The 19,607-nt window shown below is 76.6% G+C and carries 18 protein-coding genes; 8 read left to right on the top strand and 10 right to left on the bottom strand.

Annotation, left to right across the window (positions count from 1 at the left end):
• The first annotated feature begins 269 nt into the window (after nt 1–269).
• Nucleotides 270–1,253, top strand: a complete 984-nt coding sequence (locus ACYQBY_RS15140; protein WP_459644708.1) for a LuxR C-terminal-related transcriptional regulator — start codon at nt 270–272, stop codon at nt 1,251–1,253.
• 88 nt (nt 1,254–1,341) lie between these two features.
• Nucleotides 1,342–2,451 carry a spore photoproduct lyase family protein gene (locus tag ACYQBY_RS15135; RefSeq protein ID WP_459644707.1) on the top strand — a complete coding sequence of 370 codons (1,110 nt, stop codon included), beginning with the start codon at nt 1,342–1,344 and terminating at the stop codon, nt 2,449–2,451.
• Between the two features lie 16 nt (nt 2,452–2,467).
• Here ACYQBY_RS15135 and ACYQBY_RS15130 read toward each other — a convergent pair whose 3' ends face one another.
• From ACYQBY_RS15130 to ACYQBY_RS15120, 3 genes are all read right to left on the bottom strand, one after another.
• On the bottom strand, nt 2,468–4,210 hold the full coding sequence (locus ACYQBY_RS15130) for a phospho-sugar mutase (protein ID WP_459644706.1): 1,743 nt from the start codon (nt 4,208–4,210) through the stop codon (nt 2,468–2,470).
• Between the two features lie 59 nt (nt 4,211–4,269).
• On the bottom strand, nt 4,270–5,205 hold the full coding sequence (locus ACYQBY_RS15125) for a CPBP family intramembrane glutamic endopeptidase (RefSeq protein ID WP_459644705.1): 936 nt from the start codon (nt 5,203–5,205) through the stop codon (nt 4,270–4,272).
• 144 nt (nt 5,206–5,349) lie between these two features.
• A complete protein-coding gene (locus ACYQBY_RS15120) occupies nt 5,350–5,895 on the bottom strand; it encodes a GNAT family N-acetyltransferase (RefSeq protein ID WP_459644704.1) in 546 nt (181 codons plus the stop codon).
• 122 nt (nt 5,896–6,017) lie between these two features.
• On the opposite strand from ACYQBY_RS15120, the gene ACYQBY_RS15115 reads away from it, so the two are divergent.
• From ACYQBY_RS15115 to ACYQBY_RS15105, 3 genes are all read left to right on the top strand, one after another.
• Nucleotides 6,018–7,055, top strand: a complete 1,038-nt coding sequence (locus ACYQBY_RS15115; protein ID WP_459644703.1) for an ATP-binding cassette domain-containing protein — start codon at nt 6,018–6,020, stop codon at nt 7,053–7,055.
• Entirely contained in the window at nt 7,052–7,864 is an 813-nt protein-coding gene (locus ACYQBY_RS15110; protein WP_459644702.1) for an ABC transporter permease, read from the top strand. Before ACYQBY_RS15115 ends, ACYQBY_RS15110 begins: the two co-directional genes overlap by 4 nt.
• Nucleotides 7,865–7,973: 109 nt before the next feature.
• On the top strand, nt 7,974–8,834 hold the full coding sequence (locus ACYQBY_RS15105; protein WP_459644701.1) for a right-handed parallel beta-helix repeat-containing protein: 861 nt from the start codon (nt 7,974–7,976) through the stop codon (nt 8,832–8,834).
• A 94-nt stretch (nt 8,835–8,928) separates the two neighbouring features.
• Here the strand turns inward: ACYQBY_RS15105 and ACYQBY_RS15100 are convergent, their stop codons facing one another.
• Nucleotides 8,929–9,822, bottom strand: coding sequence for a purine-nucleoside phosphorylase (locus ACYQBY_RS15100; protein WP_459644700.1), 894 nt, complete (start codon nt 9,820–9,822; stop codon nt 8,929–8,931).
• Between the two features lie 208 nt (nt 9,823–10,030).
• On the opposite strand from ACYQBY_RS15100, the gene ACYQBY_RS15095 reads away from it, so the two are divergent.
• Nucleotides 10,031–10,411 (top strand): VOC family protein, encoded by a 381-nt coding sequence (locus ACYQBY_RS15095; RefSeq protein ID WP_459644699.1) that lies wholly within the window; start codon nt 10,031–10,033, stop codon nt 10,409–10,411.
• A 64-nt stretch (nt 10,412–10,475) separates the two neighbouring features.
• Here the strand turns inward: ACYQBY_RS15095 and ACYQBY_RS15090 are convergent, their stop codons facing one another.
• A complete protein-coding gene (locus ACYQBY_RS15090; RefSeq protein ID WP_459644698.1) occupies nt 10,476–10,928 on the bottom strand; it encodes a gamma-glutamylcyclotransferase in 453 nt (150 codons plus the stop codon).
• Nucleotides 10,929–11,053: 125 nt separating this feature from the next.
• Between ACYQBY_RS15090 and ACYQBY_RS15085 the strand changes: the two genes are divergently transcribed.
• Both ACYQBY_RS15085 and ACYQBY_RS15080 read left to right on the top strand, forming a co-directional pair.
• A complete protein-coding gene (locus ACYQBY_RS15085) occupies nt 11,054–12,490 on the top strand; it encodes an NAD(P)H-quinone dehydrogenase (protein ID WP_459644697.1) in 1,437 nt (478 codons plus the stop codon).
• 10 nt (nt 12,491–12,500) lie between these two features.
• Nucleotides 12,501–13,151, top strand: coding sequence for a trimeric intracellular cation channel family protein (locus tag ACYQBY_RS15080; protein ID WP_459644696.1), 651 nt, complete (start codon nt 12,501–12,503; stop codon nt 13,149–13,151).
• A gap of 89 nt (nt 13,152–13,240) precedes the next feature.
• Here the strand turns inward: ACYQBY_RS15080 and ACYQBY_RS15075 are convergent, their stop codons facing one another.
• The 5 genes from ACYQBY_RS15075 to ACYQBY_RS15055 all read right to left on the bottom strand — a co-directional run bounded on the left by ACYQBY_RS15075 (nt 13,241) and on the right by ACYQBY_RS15055 (nt 19,600).
• The gene (locus ACYQBY_RS15075; protein WP_459644695.1) at nt 13,241–15,088 is read right to left on the bottom strand and encodes an acetyl/propionyl/methylcrotonyl-CoA carboxylase subunit alpha; all 1,848 of its coding nucleotides are present in this window, start codon (nt 15,086–15,088) and stop codon (nt 13,241–13,243) included.
• A 118-nt stretch (nt 15,089–15,206) separates the two neighbouring features.
• The gene (locus ACYQBY_RS15070) at nt 15,207–15,896 is read right to left on the bottom strand and encodes a Maf family protein (protein WP_459644694.1); all 690 of its coding nucleotides are present in this window, start codon (nt 15,894–15,896) and stop codon (nt 15,207–15,209) included.
• Between the two features lie 44 nt (nt 15,897–15,940).
• Nucleotides 15,941–17,611 carry a DUF885 domain-containing protein gene (locus ACYQBY_RS15065; RefSeq protein ID WP_459644693.1) on the bottom strand — a complete coding sequence of 557 codons (1,671 nt, stop codon included), beginning with the start codon at nt 17,609–17,611 and terminating at the stop codon, nt 15,941–15,943.
• Between the two features lie 22 nt (nt 17,612–17,633).
• On the bottom strand, nt 17,634–18,239 hold the full coding sequence (locus ACYQBY_RS15060) for a response regulator (protein WP_459644692.1): 606 nt from the start codon (nt 18,237–18,239) through the stop codon (nt 17,634–17,636).
• On the bottom strand, nt 18,236–19,600 hold the full coding sequence (locus ACYQBY_RS15055; protein ID WP_459644691.1) for a sensor histidine kinase: 1,365 nt from the start codon (nt 19,598–19,600) through the stop codon (nt 18,236–18,238). Before ACYQBY_RS15055 ends, ACYQBY_RS15060 begins: the two co-directional genes overlap by 4 nt.
• Between the last annotated feature and the right edge of the window lie 7 nt (nt 19,601–19,607).

The raw sequence follows: 19,607 nt of genomic DNA, 5'->3' as shown, positions 1-19,607 counted from the left end.
CGTCGCGGTTGCGGTCCGTCGCCGGGTTCGTCCCCGCAGCCGGCGGGCTGCCGGCGGCGTTCAGCCGACGCGGGTCCCGAGGGACGGATGTCGTGGTCGCGGCTGTGCGGGGCTCCTGCCCACCTGTTCTACGTGTCACCGCGTGCTGTTCCCAAGGGGGCTGCGTACTACTACGTAGTTCTGGTGGAACGCCGCCTCGGCGTGCCCGTGTGTGCTAAGAGGTAGTCGTGTTGTCCGAGGCGCGATGGCAACTGGTGCACCGGTTGGGCATGGAGCTCCTCGAGGACGTCGACCGGGGAGAACAGGACGTGGTGGGGCTCGCCGCGCTGCGCCGGCTGGTACCCGGAGAGCTGGTCGCCGCGGTGGAGGTCGACCTGCGGGCGCGGGACTTCCGCGTGCTCGAGGTGCCGGACATGCTCGTGCCGTTCGCCCGGCGCACCGGGCAGGAGTCCCTGTTCATGACCAGTCCAGCACTTCCCCACCTGCTGGAGCACCGTGTGCTGGGAGCCAGCCGGGTGGAAGACCTCTGCGCTCCGGACACGTGGGCGGAGAACCCGATGCGCCGTCACCTGCTCCAGCCCCACGGGGTGCCGCACGCACTGCTGACCGCCCGTCTGGAGGCGGACGGGATCGTGCGCGGCTGGGGGGTCAACCGCAGCCGCCCGTTCAGCGACGAGGAGCGTGCCGCCCTGGACGCCTTCGAGCCGTTCCTGCGCCGCGCCGCGGTGGGGCGCGCCCGGGCGCAGCTCATCGCCGACCTCGACCACGCGGTCGCCGCGGGAGCGGGTCTGGTGGTCTTCCGCGGCGACCAGGCAGCACACGTCAATGCGACCGCCCGCGGTCTGCTGGAGCAGCACGGCGTCCGGCTGGAGGCCGTGCTGCGCTCCTGCCGCGCGCACCTGCACGGGGGGGATCGCACCATCGCCCTCCGCACCGGTCGCGGGGTCCTCCGCCTGCGGTGGTGCCCCGCGCGGCCCGGCGCCCGTGCCGTCGTGGTCAGCGAGGCTCCAGCCGCTCCCGAGGGAGCCCTCTCCCGTCGTCAGCACGCCGTGCTCTGCTACCTCGCCCACGGCATGACCGCTGCGGCCATCGCGCACCAGCTGGGTCTGAGCGCGCGGACCGTCGAGAAGCACCTGGAGAACCTGTACCGCCGGCTCGGTGCGACCGACCGGCTGGACGCCGTGCTCAAGGGGCACGCCCGGGGGTTGCTACCGGTCGCCCACGACTGTGCGCGGCTCGTCGGGGACACCTGACGTCCGTGCGCGGCCGGCCGTGCGCCGGTGTGTCCAGCGCCACGCGCGGAGGTGGAGGCCTCCGCCCGCGCCCGGTGTTGAACAGAAGGTGACGCTCGCCGCGCCGTCCACCCCGCCCGCCCCCGCCGCCCGCCCCGTCCTGTGGACCCCGAAGCGGGTCCTCGTCACCGCCTCCGCCGCCGCCGAGCCCCACGGCCGCGTGATCCTCGACCGCCTCGCCGCCGCCGGGGTGCAGGACGTCACGCTGCTGCCCTCGGACCGGCTGCCCTCCTCGCGCGGGGCCGACGAGCGCGCCACCTACGCCCTGGCGAAGTCCACCCTGGCCGTGGTCACCAGCCCGGCCTCCAAGCGGGCGCCGTCCCCGATCCCGCCGAGCGCGGACTTCTCCTTCCCCCTCGCGGAGGGCTGCCCGGGGCACTGCCAGTACTGCTACCTGGCCGGTTCCCTGTCCGGCCCGCCGATCACCCGGGTGTACGCGGACCTGCCGCGCATCCTCGCCGGGCTCGACGCGGTCGTCGGCACGGGCACCGTCACCACCGGCACCGCGGCGCGCGGCCACGAGGGCACCACGTTCGAGGCGTCCTGCTACACCGACCCCCTCGCCGTGGAGCACCTCACCGGCTCCCTCGCCGCGACCGTCACCCACTTCGGCACCCACGACTTCGGGGGTCCGGTGCAGCTGCGGCTGACGACGAAGTACGACGACGTCGCCCCGCTGCTCGACCTGCCGCACGGCGGGCGCACCCGCATCCGCGCCTCCGTCAACGTGCCCGCCGTCGAGCGCTTCGAGGGCGGCACGGCGCGGGTGCCGGCGCGGCTGGCGGCGCTGGGCAGGCTGGCCCGCGCCGGGTACCCGGTGGGGCTGACCATCGCGCCGATCATGCCGGTGGAGGACTGGCGCGGGCAGTACGCGGCGCTGCTGGAGAACGCGGCCGCGGAGCTGGCCGGGGCGCCGGGCCTGGACCTGACGGTGGAGTGCATCACCCACCGCTTCACGCCGAGGTCCAAGGACGTGCAGCTCGGCTGGTACCCGCGCACCAAGCTGGACCTGGACGAGGAGACCCGCGCCCGCAAGCGCGGGAAGTTCGGCGCCGTGAAGTACGTCTACGACGCCGGGACGATGCGCGAGCTGCGCACCTGGTTCGCCGGTGCCCTGGAGCGGCTGCTGCCTGCCGCCCGCCCGCTGTACTGGACGTGACGGGGCGCCCAGGTCCTCAGCCCAGGCCCGTGGCCGCCGCGATGTCGTGGCGCAGCGCCGCCAGGGCCTCCGCCGCCGCGGCCCGCGCCCCCGGCAGGTCCCCGGCCACCGGCACGACGACCTCGCAGTAGCACTTCAGCTTCGGCTCGGTCCCGCTGGGCCGCACCACGACCCGCGCCCCCGCCGCCGTGCGGAAGCGCAGCCCGTCCGTGGGCGGCAGCCCGTCCACGCCACCGGCGAGGTCCTCCACCGCGGTCACGGCCGCGCCGGCCAGCTGCGCGGGCGGTGCGGCCCGCAGCCGGTGCATCGCCTCCGGGATGAGCGAGAGGTCCCCGACCCGCTGGGAGACGGCGCCGGTGGCGTGCACCCCGTGGCGGACCGCGAGCTCGTCGAGCACGTCGGGCAGCGTGCGGCCCCCGCGGCGCAGCGCCTCCACCGCGCGGGCCACCAGCACGGCGGTGGAGATGCCGTCCTTGTCGCGCACCACGTGCGGCGCGACGCAGTACCCGAGCGCCTCCTCGTAGCCGAACTCCAGCCCCGGCACGCGGGCGATCCACTTGAACCCCGTGAGGGCGGGGGAGAACGCCAGGCCGTGGTGCGCGGCGATCCGCTCCAGCAGCTGGGAGGAGACGATCGAGCAGGCCAGCACCGCGCCCGCGGGCAGGCCCTCGTCCGACAGCAGCCCCGGCTGCGCCAGGCACTCCGCCAGCACCCAGCCCAGCTCGTCGCCGGTGAGGACGCGCCAGCCACCGGCCGCGGGCACCGCGACGCAGCAGCGGTCGGCGTCGGGGTCCACGGCGACGACGAGGTCCGCGCCGCGCTCCGCCGCCAGGGCCAGCGCCCGGTCCAGCGCGCCGGGCTCCTCGGGGTTGGGAAAGGCGACGGTCGGGAAGTCGGGGTCCGGCTCGGCCTGCTCGGCGACGACGTCCACGGCAGGGAAGCCGTTGCGGTGCAGCGCCTCCAGCAGCACCCGGCCGCCGACGCCGTGCAGCGGGGTCACCACCAGCCGCAGCGGGGAGGCCTGCGCGCCGGGGGAGCCCACCGCGGCGGCGACCTGGTCGAGGTAGCGCTCCACGACGTCGCCGCCGAGCACCGTCCAGCCCGACGCGGCCCGCGGCAGCCGCGCCAGCGGACCGACCGCCGCGATGGCGGCCGCGATCTGCGCGTCGGCGGGCGGCACGATCTGCACGCCCCGGCCCTCCTCGGGGGCGGCGCGCCCACCCAGGTACACCTTGTAGCCGTTGTCCTGCGGGGGGTTGTGGCTGGCCGTCACCATCACCCCGGCGTCGGCGCCCAGGTCGCGCACGCAGAACGCCAGCACCGGCGTCGGCAGCGGCCCCGGCAGCAGCAGCACCTCGCACCCGGCGGCCGTCAGCACCGCCGCGGAGTCCGCGGCGAAGTCGGCCGAGCCGTGCCGGGCGTCGTACCCGACGACGACGCGGGGGGTGTCCCCGCCGAGCGCGCCGCGCAGCCACGCGCCGAGCCCGGCCGCTGCGCGCTGGACGACGGCGCGGTTCATCCGGTGCGGGCCCGCGCCCAGCGCGCCGCGCAGGCCGGCGGTGCCGAACTCCAGCGGGCCGGAGAAGCGCCCGGCCAGGTCGGCCAGCGCGCCCGCGTCACCCGCCTCCACCCGGTCCAGCAGAGCGTCCAGCTCGGCGCGGGTGACCGGGTCGGGGTCGTCGTCCCGCCAGGCGCGCACCTCCGCCAGGAGGGCCCCCTCCGGGGGTGCGCCGTCGTCGCCGCCTGCTGCACCGCTCACCCGGCCGACCCTAGTGCTCCGGTCCGCGGGTCGGGTCCGGACCGGCCGGTGGGCGGTGCTCAGGCGGCCGCGACCGCGGACGGCGTCGTCCCCGCCGAGTGCTGGGCGTCCGGGGTCTCGCGCCGGAAGCGTCCTGCCCGCCGCGCCAGCAGGAGCGCGGCCACCCCCACCCCGCCGCACACGAGGAGCGCCACCAGGGAGGCCTCGGGACCGAACGCCCCGCCCGTCAGCACCACGGGGGCGGCCGGGTCGGCGGTGGCGCTCAGGAGGGACGCACCCGTGTCCCCGCCGGAGACGGCGGCGCCGAAGACGTAGCCCTGCGCGAAGTTCCAGCCGGTGTGGACGCCGATCGGCACCCAGAGGCGCCCCGTCAGCGCGTAGAGGGCGCCCAGCATGATCCCCGCCTCCAGGGCGATGCACAGCGCGGCGAACAGCGTGGCCTCCGGGTTCACGAGGTGCCCGGCCCCGAACACCACCGAGGAGACGGCGAGGGCCACCCAGGGGCCGAACGCCCGCCACAGCAGACGCAGCAGGATGGCGCGGGCGAGCAGTTCCTCGATCACCCCCGCCTGCACCGCGGACCCCAGCGCGTCCCACGCCGGCGCCCACCCGGTCGTGCGGAGCTCGTACAGGCCGGTTCCCGCCAGCACGGCCATGACGACGGCCATCATCCCCACGCCCAGCACCAGACCGGACAGGATCCCGGGCAGCGCGGGGCGCGGGGCCAGTTCGCGGGGCCAGCGGGCCTCCACCAGCCGTGCGAGGACGGCGTAGGCACCGAGCGCCAGCGCCGCACCGGCGCACCGCACCAGGAACACGGAGGCGTCGTCGTCCGGCAGGGCGTTCCCCAGGGCGTCCATCGCGGGGCCGAACGCCAGGGGGAGCGCGAAGAAGAACGCCACCAGCCACGCGACGGTGCGCAGCCGGCGGAAGCGGCCCGGGCGCAGGATGCGGCGGTCGCCCAGTTCGAGGGGCACGCCCCAGCGGTCGGTCACGGTGGTTCCTCCGGTCGACGGTCCCGATCTGCCGGCCACCACCCCGCGGAGCGGAGACCACGCGGCGGGGGTCCCGCCGCGGCGCTCGCACCCTAGTGCTCCGGTGCGGCGGCTCGTGATCTTTTCAGGCCGGGCCGGCGCCGCTCAGCCCAGGACCCGGACCATCCGCAGCTCGCGGGCGGTGGGGTCCAGCGGGTACGGCGTGCTGTCGCCGGTCTCCACGAACCCGCGCCGCCGGTAGTACGCCCGCGCGCGCCCGTTGTGCTCGTGCACCTGCAGGAACAGCTCCGGCGCGCCGCGCCCGCGGGCCCACGCCTCGATGCCGTCGAGGAGGAGGTCGGCGACCCCGCCGCCGCGGCAGCGGGGGGAGACGTACACGCCCACCAGCAGCGGGCTCTCCCCGGGCGCGGCGAGGGCCGCCATCGTGCCGGCCCAGCGGCCCGTGGCGGTCTCGACGGCGGCCAGGCCGACGCTGTCGGGGTCGCTGCCCCGGCGGGCCCGCGCCCGCCACGCCCCGTCCGGCAGCGCCAGGGCCTCGGCCAGCGTCTCCAGGTACGCCAGGGGCGTGTCGGCGAGCATCTCCAGCCGGATGCCGCGCACCTGCTCCCAGTGCTCCTCGCCGATCCGCACGAGGTGGTGGGCGGGGTGCTGGGCGCGGTGGTGCTCAGGGCGGTCGCCGAGGGGGGCCACGCACCGGATCGTAGGCGCCCGGGTGACCGCGCGGTGTCCGGCGGGGGATGCCCCGGTGTCCGGCGGCGCGTCCACCGAAAAGACGAGGCGCTGTGTCGGAGGTCACCCCTAGCGTTGATCGCATGGCGGCGACGGATGCGGTGGTTGCACGGGGGTTGGCGAAACGGTACGGGGAGGTCGAGGCCCTGGCCGGTGTGGACCTGGCGGTGCCCGAGGGCACCGTGCTCTCCCTGCTCGGTCCCAACGGGGCGGGCAAGACGACGACGGTCCGGATCCTGACGACGCTGCTGGTCCCCGACGCGGGCAGCGCGACGGTCGCGGGTGTGGACGTGCTCGGGGACCCGCGGGAGGTGCGCCGCCGCATCGGGCTGTCGGGCCAGTACGCGGCGGTCGACGAGAACCTCACCGGGTTCGAGAACCTGGACATGGTGGGGCGGCTCTACCACCTGGGCCGCCGGCGCAGCCGCGAGCGGGCGCGGGAGCTGCTGGAGCTGTTCCGGCTCACGGACGCCGCGGACCGCCCGGCCAAGACGTACTCCGGCGGCATGCGCCGCCGGCTGGACCTGGCGGGTGCGCTGGTGGCCGACCCGCAGGTGCTGTTCCTGGACGAGCCGACGACGGGCCTGGACCCGCGCAGCCGCCTGGACATGTGGGACCTGCTCTCGGAGATGGTGCGCGGCGGGGCGACCCTCCTGCTCACCACGCAGTACCTGGAGGAGGCCGAGCGCCTCGCGGACTCCATCGTCGTCATCGACCACGGCCGGGTCATCGCGCGCGGCACCGCCGACGAGCTGAAGCAGCAGGTCGGCGGGGAGCGCATCGAGGTCGTCGTGCAGGACGACGCCGAGATCGAGACGGCGCGGGCGACCCTGCAGGCGCTCGCGGTGGGGGAGGTCGCTCTGGAGCGGCAGGCGCGGCGGCTGACCTCACCCGTGACGGGTGGCGCGGCGGTGCTCATCGAGTCGCTGCGCCGGCTCGACGCCGCCGGGGTGCACGTCCTCGACGCGGGCCTGCGCCGCCCGACGATGGACGACGTGTTCCTCACCCTCACCGGCCGCCCGGCCGAGGACGACCCCGGCGAGGAGGTGGGGGGCCCGCCCTCCCCGCGGCGCGGGCGCAAGGACGAGACCCGCACCGGCAACGTGGAGGTGACCAGGTGAACGCCGTCCTCGGCGCGCTGGCGGACGGCTCGGTCGTCGCCAAGCGCAACGTCATCCACATCAAGCGGGTCCCGGACCTGCTGATCGGCACGCTCATCTCGCCGATCATGTTCATCCTGCTGTTCGCCTACGTGTTCGGCAGCGCGATCCCCTCGCCCGAGGGCGTGAACTACCGCGAGTGGCTGGTGCCGGGCATCTTCGCCCAGACCGTCATCTTCGGCGGCACCATCACCGGCATGGGGCTGGCCACGGACATGCAGAAGGGCATCATCGACCGGTTCCGGTCCCTGCCCATGGCGCAGTCGGCGGTCCTCACCGGCCGGACGAGCAGCGACGTCATCATCAACATCCTCACCGTCGCGATCATGGCGGCCACCGGCCTCGCCGTGGGCTGGCGCATCCGCAGCGGCTTCCTGGAGGCGGTGGGGGGTTTCGCCCTCCTGCTGCTCGCCGCCTACGCGGTCTCCTGGGTCATGGCGTACGTGGGGCTGCTGGTCCGCACGCCGGAGGCGTTCCAGTCGCTGACGTTCCTCACGGTCTTCCCCGTGACGTTCATCGCGAACACGTTCGTCCCGACGGACAACTTCCCCCCGGTGCTCAAGGTGATCGCCGACTGGAACCCCGTCTCCTCGCTGGTGCTGGCGGCGCGCGAGCTGTTCGGCAACGTCGCCCCGCCCGGGCTGGCGAAGCCGCCGGAGGTGTGGGCCCTGCAGAACCCGGTGCTGTACACGCTGATCTGGATCGCGGCGATCCTCGTGGTGTTCGTGCCGGTCGCCACCTGGCAGTACAAGCGGGCCACGTCCCGCTGAACCCGCACGAAGGACGTGGGACGGCCCGGCACGCGCTGCGCGTGCCGGGCCGTCCCGCGCCGCGCGCGGTGGGTCTACCGTGGGACGGAGCCCTCCCGAGGAGGTCCCCGTGCGCCGTTCCAGGGCACCTGCCGCAGCGGCGGCCATGCCCCTGGCCCTGCTCCTGGCCCACTTCGGCGGTCCCCCCGCGACGGCCGCCGCGGGCGGCCCGGTGGTGACCTGCGGGGCGAGGGTCACCACCGACGTCCGCCTCGCCGCCGACCTGGTCTGCCCGGTGCGGGGGATCGTGCTGGCCGCGGACGGCATCGACGTCAACCTCAACGGCCACGCGATCCTCGGTCCGTCCACCGGCCGCAGCGCGTGGCCGGGTGTGCAGGTGGAGGCCGAGGACGTGACCGTCCGCAACGGGCGCATCTCGGGCTTCCGGTACGGGGTGCTCGCCGGGTACGACCCGTACGACGACGTCGGCGCGCCGGGCAGCGCGACCGTGCGCGGGGTGCGGCTCGACGGGCACGGCGAGGCCGGTCTGGCCGCCTGGGGTGGTGGGGCGCTCACCGTGCGGGACGCGTTGGTCGAGCGCAACGGCGTCGGTGCGCGCGTGCACGACGGCGGGGTCCTCTCGGTGCACCGCTCCACGGTGCTGCGCAACGAGTTCGTGGGCGTCCTCGCCAACGGGGCGGGGGCGGGCGAGCTGGTCGTGACCGACACGACGGTCCACGGGCCCCGCGGCGGCGAGGGCATCTCCTGCGCGCAGATCCCGGCCAGGCTCGAGGGGGTGCGGGTCCTGCGGCACCGGGTCGGGGTGCGCCTGTGGCACGGCTGCGACGGCTCGGTGCTGCGGAACTCCTCCCTCGTCTGGAACGCCGTCCACCTGGAGCTGGCCGATCCCGGCGCCGTGACGCTGGAGTGCCTGCGGTTCAGCCGCTCCGGTCAGGTCCCGGACGTGCCGATCGCCCCCTGCGGACCGTGACGCCGCTGCTCCGGCCCCGCCCGGGCGGGGCGTGCGCGACCCGTGTGACCGGCCCCTGCGACCGGCCCCGCCGACCGACACCCGGGGCGGTCGGTCAGAGCAGCGGGACCAGCCCCGCCAGCAGGGCCGCGCAGCGCGGCGCGGCCTCCCGGCCGGCGGCCAGCACCTCCGCGTGCGACAGCGGTTCGGTCTGCACCCCGGCGGCGAGGTTGGTCACCAGCGACAGGCCCAGCACCTCCATCCCCGCGTGCCGGGCGGCGATCGCCTCCAGCGCGGTGGACATCCCCACCAGCGTCCCGCCGATCACCCCGGCCATCCGCACCTCGGCGGGCGTCTCGTAGTGCGGGCCGGGGAACTGCACGTACACGCCCTCGGGGAGGGACGGCTCCACCGTGCGCGCCAGCTCCCGCAGCCGCGCCGAGTACAGGTCGGTGAGGTCCACGAACGTCGGCCCCTCCAGCGGCGAGCGGCCCGTGAGGTTGACGTGGTCGCGGATGACGACCGCCGAACCGGGGGGCACCGCCGGGTCCAGGCCCCCGCAGCCGTTGGTGAGGACGACGGTGCGGCACCCGGCCGCGGCGGCCGTGCGCACGCCGTGCGCCACCGCCCGCACCCCGTGCCCCTCGTACAGGTGGGTGCGCGCGCCCACCACCAGCGCGCGCAGCGGTTCCGCGCCCGGGCGGTGCACCGCCAGCGAGCGCAGCGTCCCGACGTGGCCGCTGACCACCGGGCGGGAGAACCCCGGCACCTGCTCGGCGGGGACCTCCGCGACGACCTCGCCGATCGCGTCGGCCGCCGCCGCCCAGCCGGAACCCAGCACCAGGGCCACGTCGTGGGCCGCCACACCGGTCAGCTCCGCCAGGCGGGCCGCGGCCCGCGCCGCGAGCTCCTGCGGGCCGGCGGGGTCCTGCCCGGCGGGGTCCTGCCCGGCGGGGTCCTGCCCGGCGGGGGCCGGGGCCTCGGGTGTGCGGGCGGCGTCGTCTCTCACCCCGCGGAGCCTAGTGAGGTGCGGTGGGGGTGCACGTCCCCTCCCGCCGCCGGCCGGAGGGTGCGGACCGGTGCCGGTGGTCGGGCAGCCGCTCCGGTGTCGGACGTGGTCGAGGACAGCGCCCCCGCGTGCTGCACCGGCTACCGGGGCGGTGCGGCAGGAGCCCGGGGACCCGGTCGTCGCCGGGGGCCCGGATACGCTCCGCCGCGTGCACCGCAGCCGGGTCTCCACGCTCCTCATCGACGCCCCCGCGGCCGAGGCACCCGCCGCCGCCGCGTTCTGGTCGGCCGCCGTGGGGGTGCCGGCGCGGCCGGTCCCGCAGGAGGAGCAGTTCACCTCGCTGCCCGGCGCGGTGCCCGGCCTCGTCGTGGCCGTGCAGGCCGTGGACGACGCGCCGCGCTACCACCTGGACGTGGAGACCGACGACGTGGACGCCGAGACGGAGCGGCTCCTCGGCCTCGGCGCGGTGGAGGTCGGCCGCTGGCTGGAGTGCCGCACCCTGCGCGCCCCCGGCGGTCACCTGCTGTGCGTGATCCCCGTGCACAGCGACCCCGGGGAGTTCGCCCGGCACGCCCGGGTGTGGGACTGAGCCGGCCGGTGCAGGGCCGGCCGGTGCAGGGCGTCGGGGGAGCGCGCCGGGGGAGGGCGGGACCTCAGGCGTCGTTGGAGCGGCACGCCCGCCGGCGCAGGCCCTCCACGTAGTCGCTCGGCGCGCCCCCGGCCTCGGCGGCGTCGGCGATCATCCCGAGGTAGCGGGCCGTGGGCAGGCCGCCCTCGTAGTCGTCGAGGACGTAGAGGAACGCCAGCACCTCGCCGTCCAGGGTGTGCACCCGCACCCGCACCTTGCGGAACAGCCCGATGCCCACGCCCTCCCACTCGTCCAGGCGGTCCTCGTCGCCGTCGGTGATGTCGTACAGGGCGACGTACACCTGCTCGGCGGGGTCCTCCACCACCGTCGCCAGGGGGCCCTCCCAGCCGCGGTCCTCGCCGGCGAAGGTCAGCCGCCACCCGGTCAGCCAGCCGCTGCCGCGCCGCGGGGAGTGCGGGGCCCGCAGCGCCATCTGGTCCGGGTGGAGGTTGCTTCCGTAGGCGGCGTAGACGGGCACGAGCCGCAAGCGTAGTGACCGCGGGGCCGGCCGGTGCCCGCGCGCCCCCCGTCCGGCCCTGCGCGTGTCCGGCCCCGCGCACGGCGGCACCCGCGGGCCTGCCACCGTCGGACCGGCCTGCGACGATGGGCGCCGTGACGAGCACCGTGCAGACCAAGCGCCCCCGCGTCGGCATCCTCGGTGGCGGCCCCGGCGGCTACGAGTCCGCCCTGGTCGCCGCCCAGCTCGGCGCCGACGTGACCATCGTGGAGGACGAGGGCATGGGCGGCTCCGCCGTCCTCACCGACGTCGTCCCCAGCAAGACCCTCATCGCCACCGCCGAGGCGATGACCGCCGTGGACGGCGCCACCGAGCTCGGCGTCCGCTTCCCCGGCGGCCCCGGCCCCGACACCGAGGCCGCCGGCAGCGTCAGCGTGGACCTCGGCCGGGTCAACGAGCGGGTCAAGGCCCTCGCGCTCGCCCAGTCCGCCGACATCCGCACCCGCCTGGAGAAGGAGGGCGTGCGGATCCTCTCCGGCCGCGGCCGCCTCGACGGTCCCGAGGCGCTGCAGGTGACCTCCGGGGACGACGCCGGGGCGCGCGTGGAGGCCGACACGATCCTCCTGGCCGTCGGCTCCAGCCCCCGCACGCTGCCCGCCGCGCGGCCCGACGGCGAGCGCATCCTCACCTGGAAGCAGCTCTACGACATCGACACCCTGCCCGAGCGGATGATCGTCGTCGGCTCCGGTGTCACCGGCGCGGAGTTCGCGAACGCCTACAACGCCCTGGGCGCGGACGTCGTCCTCGTCTCCAGCCGCGACCGCGTCCTGCCGGGGGAGGACGCCGACGCCGCGGAGGTCCTCGAGGACGTCTTCCGCCGCCGCGGGATGACGGTGATGTCCCGCTCCCGCGCGGAGTCCGCCGTGCGCAACGGCGACACCGTCACCGTCACCCTCTCCGACGGGCGCACCGTGGAGGGCTCGCACTGCCTCATCGCGGTGGGCGCCATCCCCAACACCGCCGACATCGGCCTGGCCGAGGCGGGCGTGGACGTCACCGACTCCGGGCACATCCCCGTCGACCGCGTCTCGCGCACCTCCAAGCGCGGGGTGTACGCCGCGGGGGACTGCACGGGCGTCTTCCCGCTGGCCTCCGTCGCGGCGATGCAGGGCCGGATCGCGATGTGGCACTCCCTGGGCGACGCGGTGAGCCCGCTGGCGCTGCGCTCGGTGTCCTCGAACATCTTCACCTCCCCGGAGATCGCCACCGTCGGCTGGACGCAGGGGCAGATCGACTCCGGCGAGGCGCAGGGGGACATCGTGAAGCTGCCGCTGTCCACCAACGCGCGCGCCAAGATGCTGGGCATCCGCGACGGCTTCGTGAAGCTGTTCTGCCGCACCGGTTCCGGCACCGTCATCGGCGGGGTGATCGTCGCCCCCCGCGCCAGCGAGCTGATCTTCCCGCTGACCATCGCGGTGGAGAAGCGGCTCAACGTCGACGACGTCGCCCACGCCTTCACCGTGTACCCGTCGCTGTCCGGCTCCCTGGCCGAGGCGGCGCGCCAGCTGCACGTCTCCCGCTGAGCGGGCCGGGTTGACCACCGGGCAGCTGCTGCTGGTCCTCGACCTGGCCGGGGTGTTCGCGTTCGCCCTCGACGGTGCCCTGACCGCCATGCGCGCCGCGCACCTGGACCTGCTGGGCGTGGTGGCCCTCGGGATGGTGACGGCGCTGGGCGGGGGCGTGCTGCGCGACGTCCTGCTCGGGGAGCTGCCGCCCGGCAGCTTCGAGGACTGGCGGTACCTGTTCACCGCCACCTGCGGTGCGCTGGCCGCGTTCTACGGGCACCGCCTCTGGACGCGGCTGCACCGCCCGATCCTGCTGTCCGACACGGCCGGGCTGTCGCTGTTCTGCGTCACCGGGGCCGGTGTCGCGCTGGAGGCGGGCGCCGGCCCGGGGGTGGCGGTCCTGCTCGGCGCGGTCACCGGGGTGGGCGGCGGCACCTTCCGCGACGTGCTCGTCGGGCGCGTCCCCGCCGTCCTCACCGGTGGCCTGTACGCGATCCCGGCGCTGCTCGGCGCCGGGATCGTCGTGGCCGGGGCGCAGCTCGGCCACCCCGGCGGGGTCGTCGCCCTCGCCGGGGCGCTGGCCTGCGCGGCGCTGCGCCTGGCCGGGGTCCGCTACGGCTGGCACGCACCGCGCGCCGGCCTGGAGCCGGGGAGCCTGGACGCCCACCCGGAGGACTGAGCCCGGGGGCCAGCTGTGGAGAACCGTGCCCGAGGACCGGGCCGCGGACCGGGCCACCCGCAGGTGGCCCGGCCCCGTCGGCGGCGTCCTCAGTCGACGATGTCGCAGACCACCGCGTTGTTCGTGACGGTCGCCCCCACCGTCGCGGTGAGGTTCTGCACCGTCCCCGCCCGGTGCGCCAGCAGCGGCTGCTCCATCTTCATCGCCTCCAGCACGACCACCAGGTCCCCGGCGGCCACGGTGTCCCCGTCCGCCACCGCGACCTTCACGATCGTGCCCTGCATCGGCGCCGTGAGGGAGTTCCCGCTGACCGCGGCGGCACCGGTCTTCTTGCGGGGCCGGCGCACCGCGCGGGCCACCGCCGCGCCCGCCTCGCGGATCTGGTCCCCGGCGCCGGTGAGGCTGGCCGGCAGCGACACCTCCAGCCGCTTGCCGCCGACCTCCACCACGACCGTCTCCCACGCCGCGGTGGCGTGCGCGCCACCGGTGTCGGAACCACCCCGCCACGGGGTCAGGCCGTTCTCGAAGTCGTTCTCGATCCAGCGGGTGTGCACCGAGAACGGCACCTCCGCGGCCTGCGCGGGGTCCACCTCCGGGTCGTACGCGGGGTTGAACGCCGGGTGCACCACGACCGCCCGGTGGAAGGGCAGGGCCGTCGGCATGCCGTCCACCCGGAACTCCGCCAGCGCCCGCCGCGCCCGCTGCAGGGCCTGCTGGCGGTCCGCGCCCGTCACGACGAGCTTGGCCAGCAGGGAGTCGAACGCGCCGCTGACCACGGAGCCGCGGCGCACCCCCGCGTCCACCCGGACACCCGGGCCCGCCGGCAGCGTCCACTTGGAGATGCGCCCCGGGGCGGGCAGGAAACCGTTGCCCGGGTCCTCGCCGTTGATGCGGAACTCGATGGAGTGCCCGCGCGTGGGCGGGTCGTCGTAGCCCAGCGGTTCACCGGTGGCGATGCGGAACTGCTCCCGCACCAGGTCGACCCCCGTGACCTCCTCGGTGACGGGGTGCTCCACCTGCAGGCGGGTGTTGACCTCCAGGAAGTTCACGGAGCCGTCCGCCGCGACGAGGAACTCGCACGTGCCCGCCCCGACGTAGCCGGCCTCGCGCAGGATCGCCTTGGACGCGGAGTACAGCTGCTCCACCTGCGCGTCGCTGAGGAACGGCGCCGGTGCCTCCTCCACGAGCTTCTGGTGGCGGCGCTGCAGGGTGCAGTCGCGGGTGGAGAGCACCACCACGCCGCCGTGCGCGTCGGCCAGGCACTGCGTCTCCACGTGCCGGGGGGTGTCGAGGTAGCGCTCCACGAAGCACTCGCCCCGGCCGAAGGCGGCGATCGCCTCCCGCACCGCCGACTCGTACTGCTCGCGGATCTCCTCGCGCTCGCGGACCACCTTCAGGCCGCGGCCGCCGCCGCCGAACGCCGCCTTGACCGCGATGGGCAGGCCGTGGGCGTCGGCGAACGCCTCCACCTCCTCCGGGCCCGTCACCGGGTCCGGGGTGCCCGCCACGAGCGGCGCACCCGCCCGCTGCGCCAGGTGGCGGGCGGACACCTTGTCGCCGAGGGCGTCGATCGCCGCGGGCGGCGGGCCGATCCACGTCAGCCCCGCGGCGATCACCGCGCGGGCGAAGGCGGAGTTCTCCGCGAGGAACCCGTAGCCGGGGTGCACCGCGTCCGCGCCGGCGCGGGCGGCCACGTCCAGCACCTTGGCGATGTCGAGGTACGACTCCGCCGCCGTCGCACCGCCGAGGGCGTACGCCTCGTCCGCCGCGAGCACGTGCACCGCGTCCCGGTCCGGGTCGGCGTACACGGCCACCGAGGCGATGCCGGCGTCGGTGCAGGCGCGGGCGATGCGGACCGCGATCTCACCCCGGTTGGCGATGAGGACCTTGGAGACGGGACCGGTCACGGCCCGCGTCTCGGCGCTGGGGGCGGTCATGCGGTCTCCACTGTGCTGGTCACTCCGGGAAGGGTGCGGGCGGGACGTCCGGCGGGGCCGCGACGTCGCAGCGGTCGGCGGGGTCCGGGTGAGGATACTGCCGGGGGTGGCGGGGCGCTCACGACGCGGAGCCGGGCGCGGCGCCCGCGCCGGTCGCGGGGCCCGGCGCGGCCTCGTCGTCCCACTCCACCGACCACAGGCTCGGCCACGCCACCGACGCCTCCGCCAGCAGCTCCCGCAGCAGCGGCAGGGAAACCCCCACCACGGCGTGCGGGTCGCCCTCGACCCCCCGCACGAACGGGCCGCCGAGGCCGTCCAGGGTGAAGGCCCCCGCCACCCCCAGCGGCTCGCCCGTCGCGACGTAGGCGTCGATCTCCGCGTCCGTGACGTCCGCGAAGTGCACCGTCACCGACGCCACCGCGCCCAGCGTCGCGCCCGTGGAGCCCTCCTCGCGGGCGTCCACCAGCCAGTGGCCCGTGTGCAGGACGCCGCTGCGCCCGCGCATGGCCCGCCAGCGCCGGCGTGCCTCCGCCGCGTCCGCGGGCTTGCCGTGGACCTCCCCGTCCAGCTCCAGCACCGAGTCGCAGCCCAGCACCAGCCCGTCCAGCGGCACCTCCTCGCGCCCCGCGACGTCCTCCGCCTTCGCCTTGGCCAGCACCAGCGCCACGTCCTCGGCCTCGCTGATGCCGTAGCGCGCCAGCACCGCCGGCTCGTCGACACCGGAGACGATCACGGTGGGCTCGACGCCCGCGGCGCGCAGGGTGGCGAGACGGGCGGGGGACGCTGAGGCGAGGACCAGGGTCGGCACGCCCGCCAGTCTCGCAGGGTCGGCGGTGCGGCCCGTCCGCCCGCTCAGGGCAGCAGGGCCGAGCGCAGCACGTCCAGGCCCACCGAGCCCACGTCCAGCGCCCGGCGGTGGAACGCCACCGGGTCGAACGCGGCGCCCTCGCGGGCGCGGACCTCCTCCCGCAGCGACGTCCACAGCCGCTCCCCGATCTTGTACGAGGGGGCCTGCCCCGGCCAGCCCAGGTAGCGGTGCAGCTCGAAGCGCAGCGTCGCCTCGTCGATCGCCGCGACCGAGCGCAGGTACCGCCACGCCCCGGCGTAGTCCCACGCGCCGCCGCCGGCCTCCGCCGGGGCGGGCAGGCCGCAGTGCACACCGATGTCCAGGACGACCCGGCCCGCCCGCAGGAGCTGCGCGTCGAGCATGCCGAGCACCTCGCCGGGCCCGTGCAGGTGGCCGAGGTCGTGCATGAGCCGCTCCGCGTACAGCGCCCAGCCCTCGCCGTGGCCCGACACCCAGCAGCCGTGCCGCCGCCACCGGTTCAGCAGGTCGCCGCGCACCGCGACCTGCCCGATCTGCAGGTGGTGCCCCGGCACGCCCTCGTGGTGGATGGTCGTGGCCTCCCGCCACGTCGTGAACGACGTCACCCCCTGCGGCACCGCCCACCACATGCGGCCCGGGCGGGTGAGGTCCTCGCTGGGCCCGGTGTAGTAGATGCCGCCGCTGGAGGTGGGCGCGATGCGGCACTCCAGGCGGCGCACCGGCTCGGGGATGTCGAAGTGGCTGCCGGCCAGCGCTGCGACGGTGGCGTCGGAGCGCTCCTGCATCCAGTCGCGGAACGCCTCCGTGCCCTCGATGCGCAGCGACGGGTCCGCGTCCAGCGCCGCCACGGCCTCCGCCACGTCCGGCGAGCCGGTGATCTCCACCGCGGTGCGGCGCATCTCCTCCCGCAGCCGCGCGACCTCCTCCTGCCCCCACGCGTACGTCTCCGCGAGGTCCACCTCGGCGCCCAGGAACCACCGCGACCACAGCGCGTAGCGCTCCGGCCCGACGGCGTCCGCGGCGGGCGCCACGGGCAGCAGGTCCTCGCGCAGCACGCGGGCCAGCTCCCCGTACGCCCCGGCGGCCGCCGCGGCGGCCGAGCGCACCCGCCCGGCGAGGGTCTCCGGCACCGCCGGTGCGGCCGAGGCGGCGAACACGTCGAAGAACCCGCCCGGGGCGGCGTACGAGGCGGCCTCGGCCGCGCAGTCCACCACCTGCCGGCGGGCCGCGACCCTCCCGGTCGCCGCGGCCGAGCGCAGGCCCGCCACGTAGCCCTCCAGCGCGGCGGGCACCTCGGCCAGGCGCCCCGCGACCTGCTCCCAGTCCTGCGGCGTCGCCGTGGGCAGCAGGTCGAAGACCATCCGCAGCGACTGCACCGGGCTGGCGATGACGTCGAGGCGGCCGGTGAGCTCCCCGGCCGCGTACAGCTCCAGCTCCAGGCCCAGGCGCTCCGAGAGCGCCGCGGCCGTGACCCGGTCCACGTCGTCGGCGGGCGCGGTGCGCGCCAGCCGGGCCAGGGTGGCGCGCGCCAGGTCCGCCGCGGCCGCCGCCCCGGCGGGGGAGTGGTCCCCCAGGCCGGGCCCGGCGTCCGGGACGCCCAGCGACAGCGCGGTGAGCGGGTCCAGCCGCAGGGCCGCCTCGAGGTGGGCGTCGGCGACCTCGTCGACCGCGGTGCGGGGGCGGTGCTGCTCGCTCATCCCGGTCAGCGTATGCCGCGCGTCAGATCCACCCGAGGTCGCGGGCGCGCGCCGCGGCCTCGTGGCGGTTGGCGGCCTGCAGCTTCTGCGTCGCGGACGAGAGGTAGTTGCGCACCGTCCCCGGGGACAGGGCCGCGCGGGCGGCGATGTCCTCCACGCTCGTGCCGTCCGCCGCCAGCTCCAGCACGTCCGCCTCCCGGGGCGTCAGCGGCGAGTCGCCCGCACCGATGGCCTCCGCCGCCAGCTGCGGGTCCACGTACCGCCCGCCGGAGTGGACCGTGCGGACCACGTCGGCGAGGACGTGCGCGGACACCGTCTTGGGCAGGAACCCCCGCACCCCCGTGGACAGGGCGCGCTTGAGGTGCCCGGGGCGGCCGTGCCCGGTCACCACGAGGCAGGCGCACGAGGGCAGCTCCGCGCGCAGCCGCGCCGCGACCTCGATGCCGTCCAGGCCCGGCATCTGCAGGTCCAGCACCGCCACGTCGGGGGTGTGCGCCCGCGCCATCGCCAGGGCCTCGTGCCCGCTCGCGGCCTGCGCGACGACCTCCAGGTCGTCCTCCAGGCCCAGCAGCGTCGCCAGGGCCCCGCGGATGAGGTTCTCGTCGTCGGCGAGCAGCAGGCGGATCACGGGTGCGCATCCTGCCGTGCCGCCCCGGCGCCGCCCTCCGCCGGTGCCCGCTCCGGTCCCGGCCCGGTCCCCGGCAGCGGCACGGTGGCCGTCAGCGCGAAGCCGTCCGGGCGGCGCCCGGCGTGCAGGGACCCGCCGGCCTGCGCGAGGCGCTCGCGCAGGCCCGCCAGCCCCGAGCCGGCCGCCCGCCCCGCCGCGCCGCCCGCGCGGGGGACGCCGTCGTCCTCCACCCGCAGCACCGCGGCCCGCCCGCCGCCCGGGTCCCGGTGGACCTGCACGCCGATGCGGCAGGTGCGCGCCTCGCTGTGGCGCACCACGTTCGTGACGCCCTCGCGCACCGCCCACGCCAGCGCCTCCTGCACCCCGGGCGGCAGGTCCGGGCCGGGCACGACCTCGCAGCGCACCCCCGCCGAGGCCAGCAGGGACCGCGCCCCGGCCAGCTCCGCGGCCAGGTCCGTGCGACGGGAGCCGCGCACCACCGCCCGCACCTCCGCCAGGGTGGCGTGGGCCTGCTGCTGCAGCCGCTCGGCGTGCTCGGCCACCTCCGGCCTGCCCCGCCGGGCCAGCTGCGCCACCAGCTCCCCCTGCACCGCGATCGCCGACAGGTCCCGGCCCACCACGTCGTGCAGGTCGCGGGCGAAGCGCAACCGCTCCTCCGCCACCGCCAGGCGCGCCCGGTCGCGCTGCGCGGCGTCGAGGTCCCGCACGACGTCCAGCAGCCACAGCGAGAGCACCACCGCCAGGGCGAGGAAGCCGAACCAGCCCGCCCCGCCGACGGCCACCCGCACCAGGGCCGCGCCCTGGGCGCCGTGCGCGGCGGCCACCGCCACCCCGCCGCCCGAGGCCACGAGCAGCCCCGCCAGCAGCGGGACCCGGGCGCGCAGCCCCCGCACGCCCCGCCCGCCCGGCCGCAGCGCCGCCAGCGCCGCCAGCGGGAACGCGCACAGCAGGTGGGCCAGGACCGTCACCGGCTCCCACCCCGCCGCCCCCCCGGGCACCGCCGCGGCCAGCACCACCAGGGCCACGAGCACCCCCGCCACCAGCACCAGCGGGGCGCGCCCGGCGGCGCCCGCGACGGCGGTGCCGGCGCGCAGCACCAGCACCCCGGCGACCGCCGCCGCCGTCAGCGCCGACAGCAGCACCGTCAGCGCCGCCGGTCCCACCCCGGTGGCGGGCGCCAGCAGCACCGCGGTGAGGGGGGCGTGCGCCGCGAACGGGTACAGGCCGTAGCGGGTGTAGAGGTCCACCCGCTCGACCTGGCTGCGCTGCGCCCACCACGCCCGCGGGGAGCGCCACCACGACGGTGCCCTCCCGTCAGCCGCCGGGGCGGGTGCGGTCGCGGGGCCGGGGTCGGGTGCCACGGCGTCA

The sequence above is a fragment of the Kineococcus anabasis genome (assembly GCF_054590795.1).
This window is presented reverse-complemented; position numbering and strand designations above follow the sequence as displayed.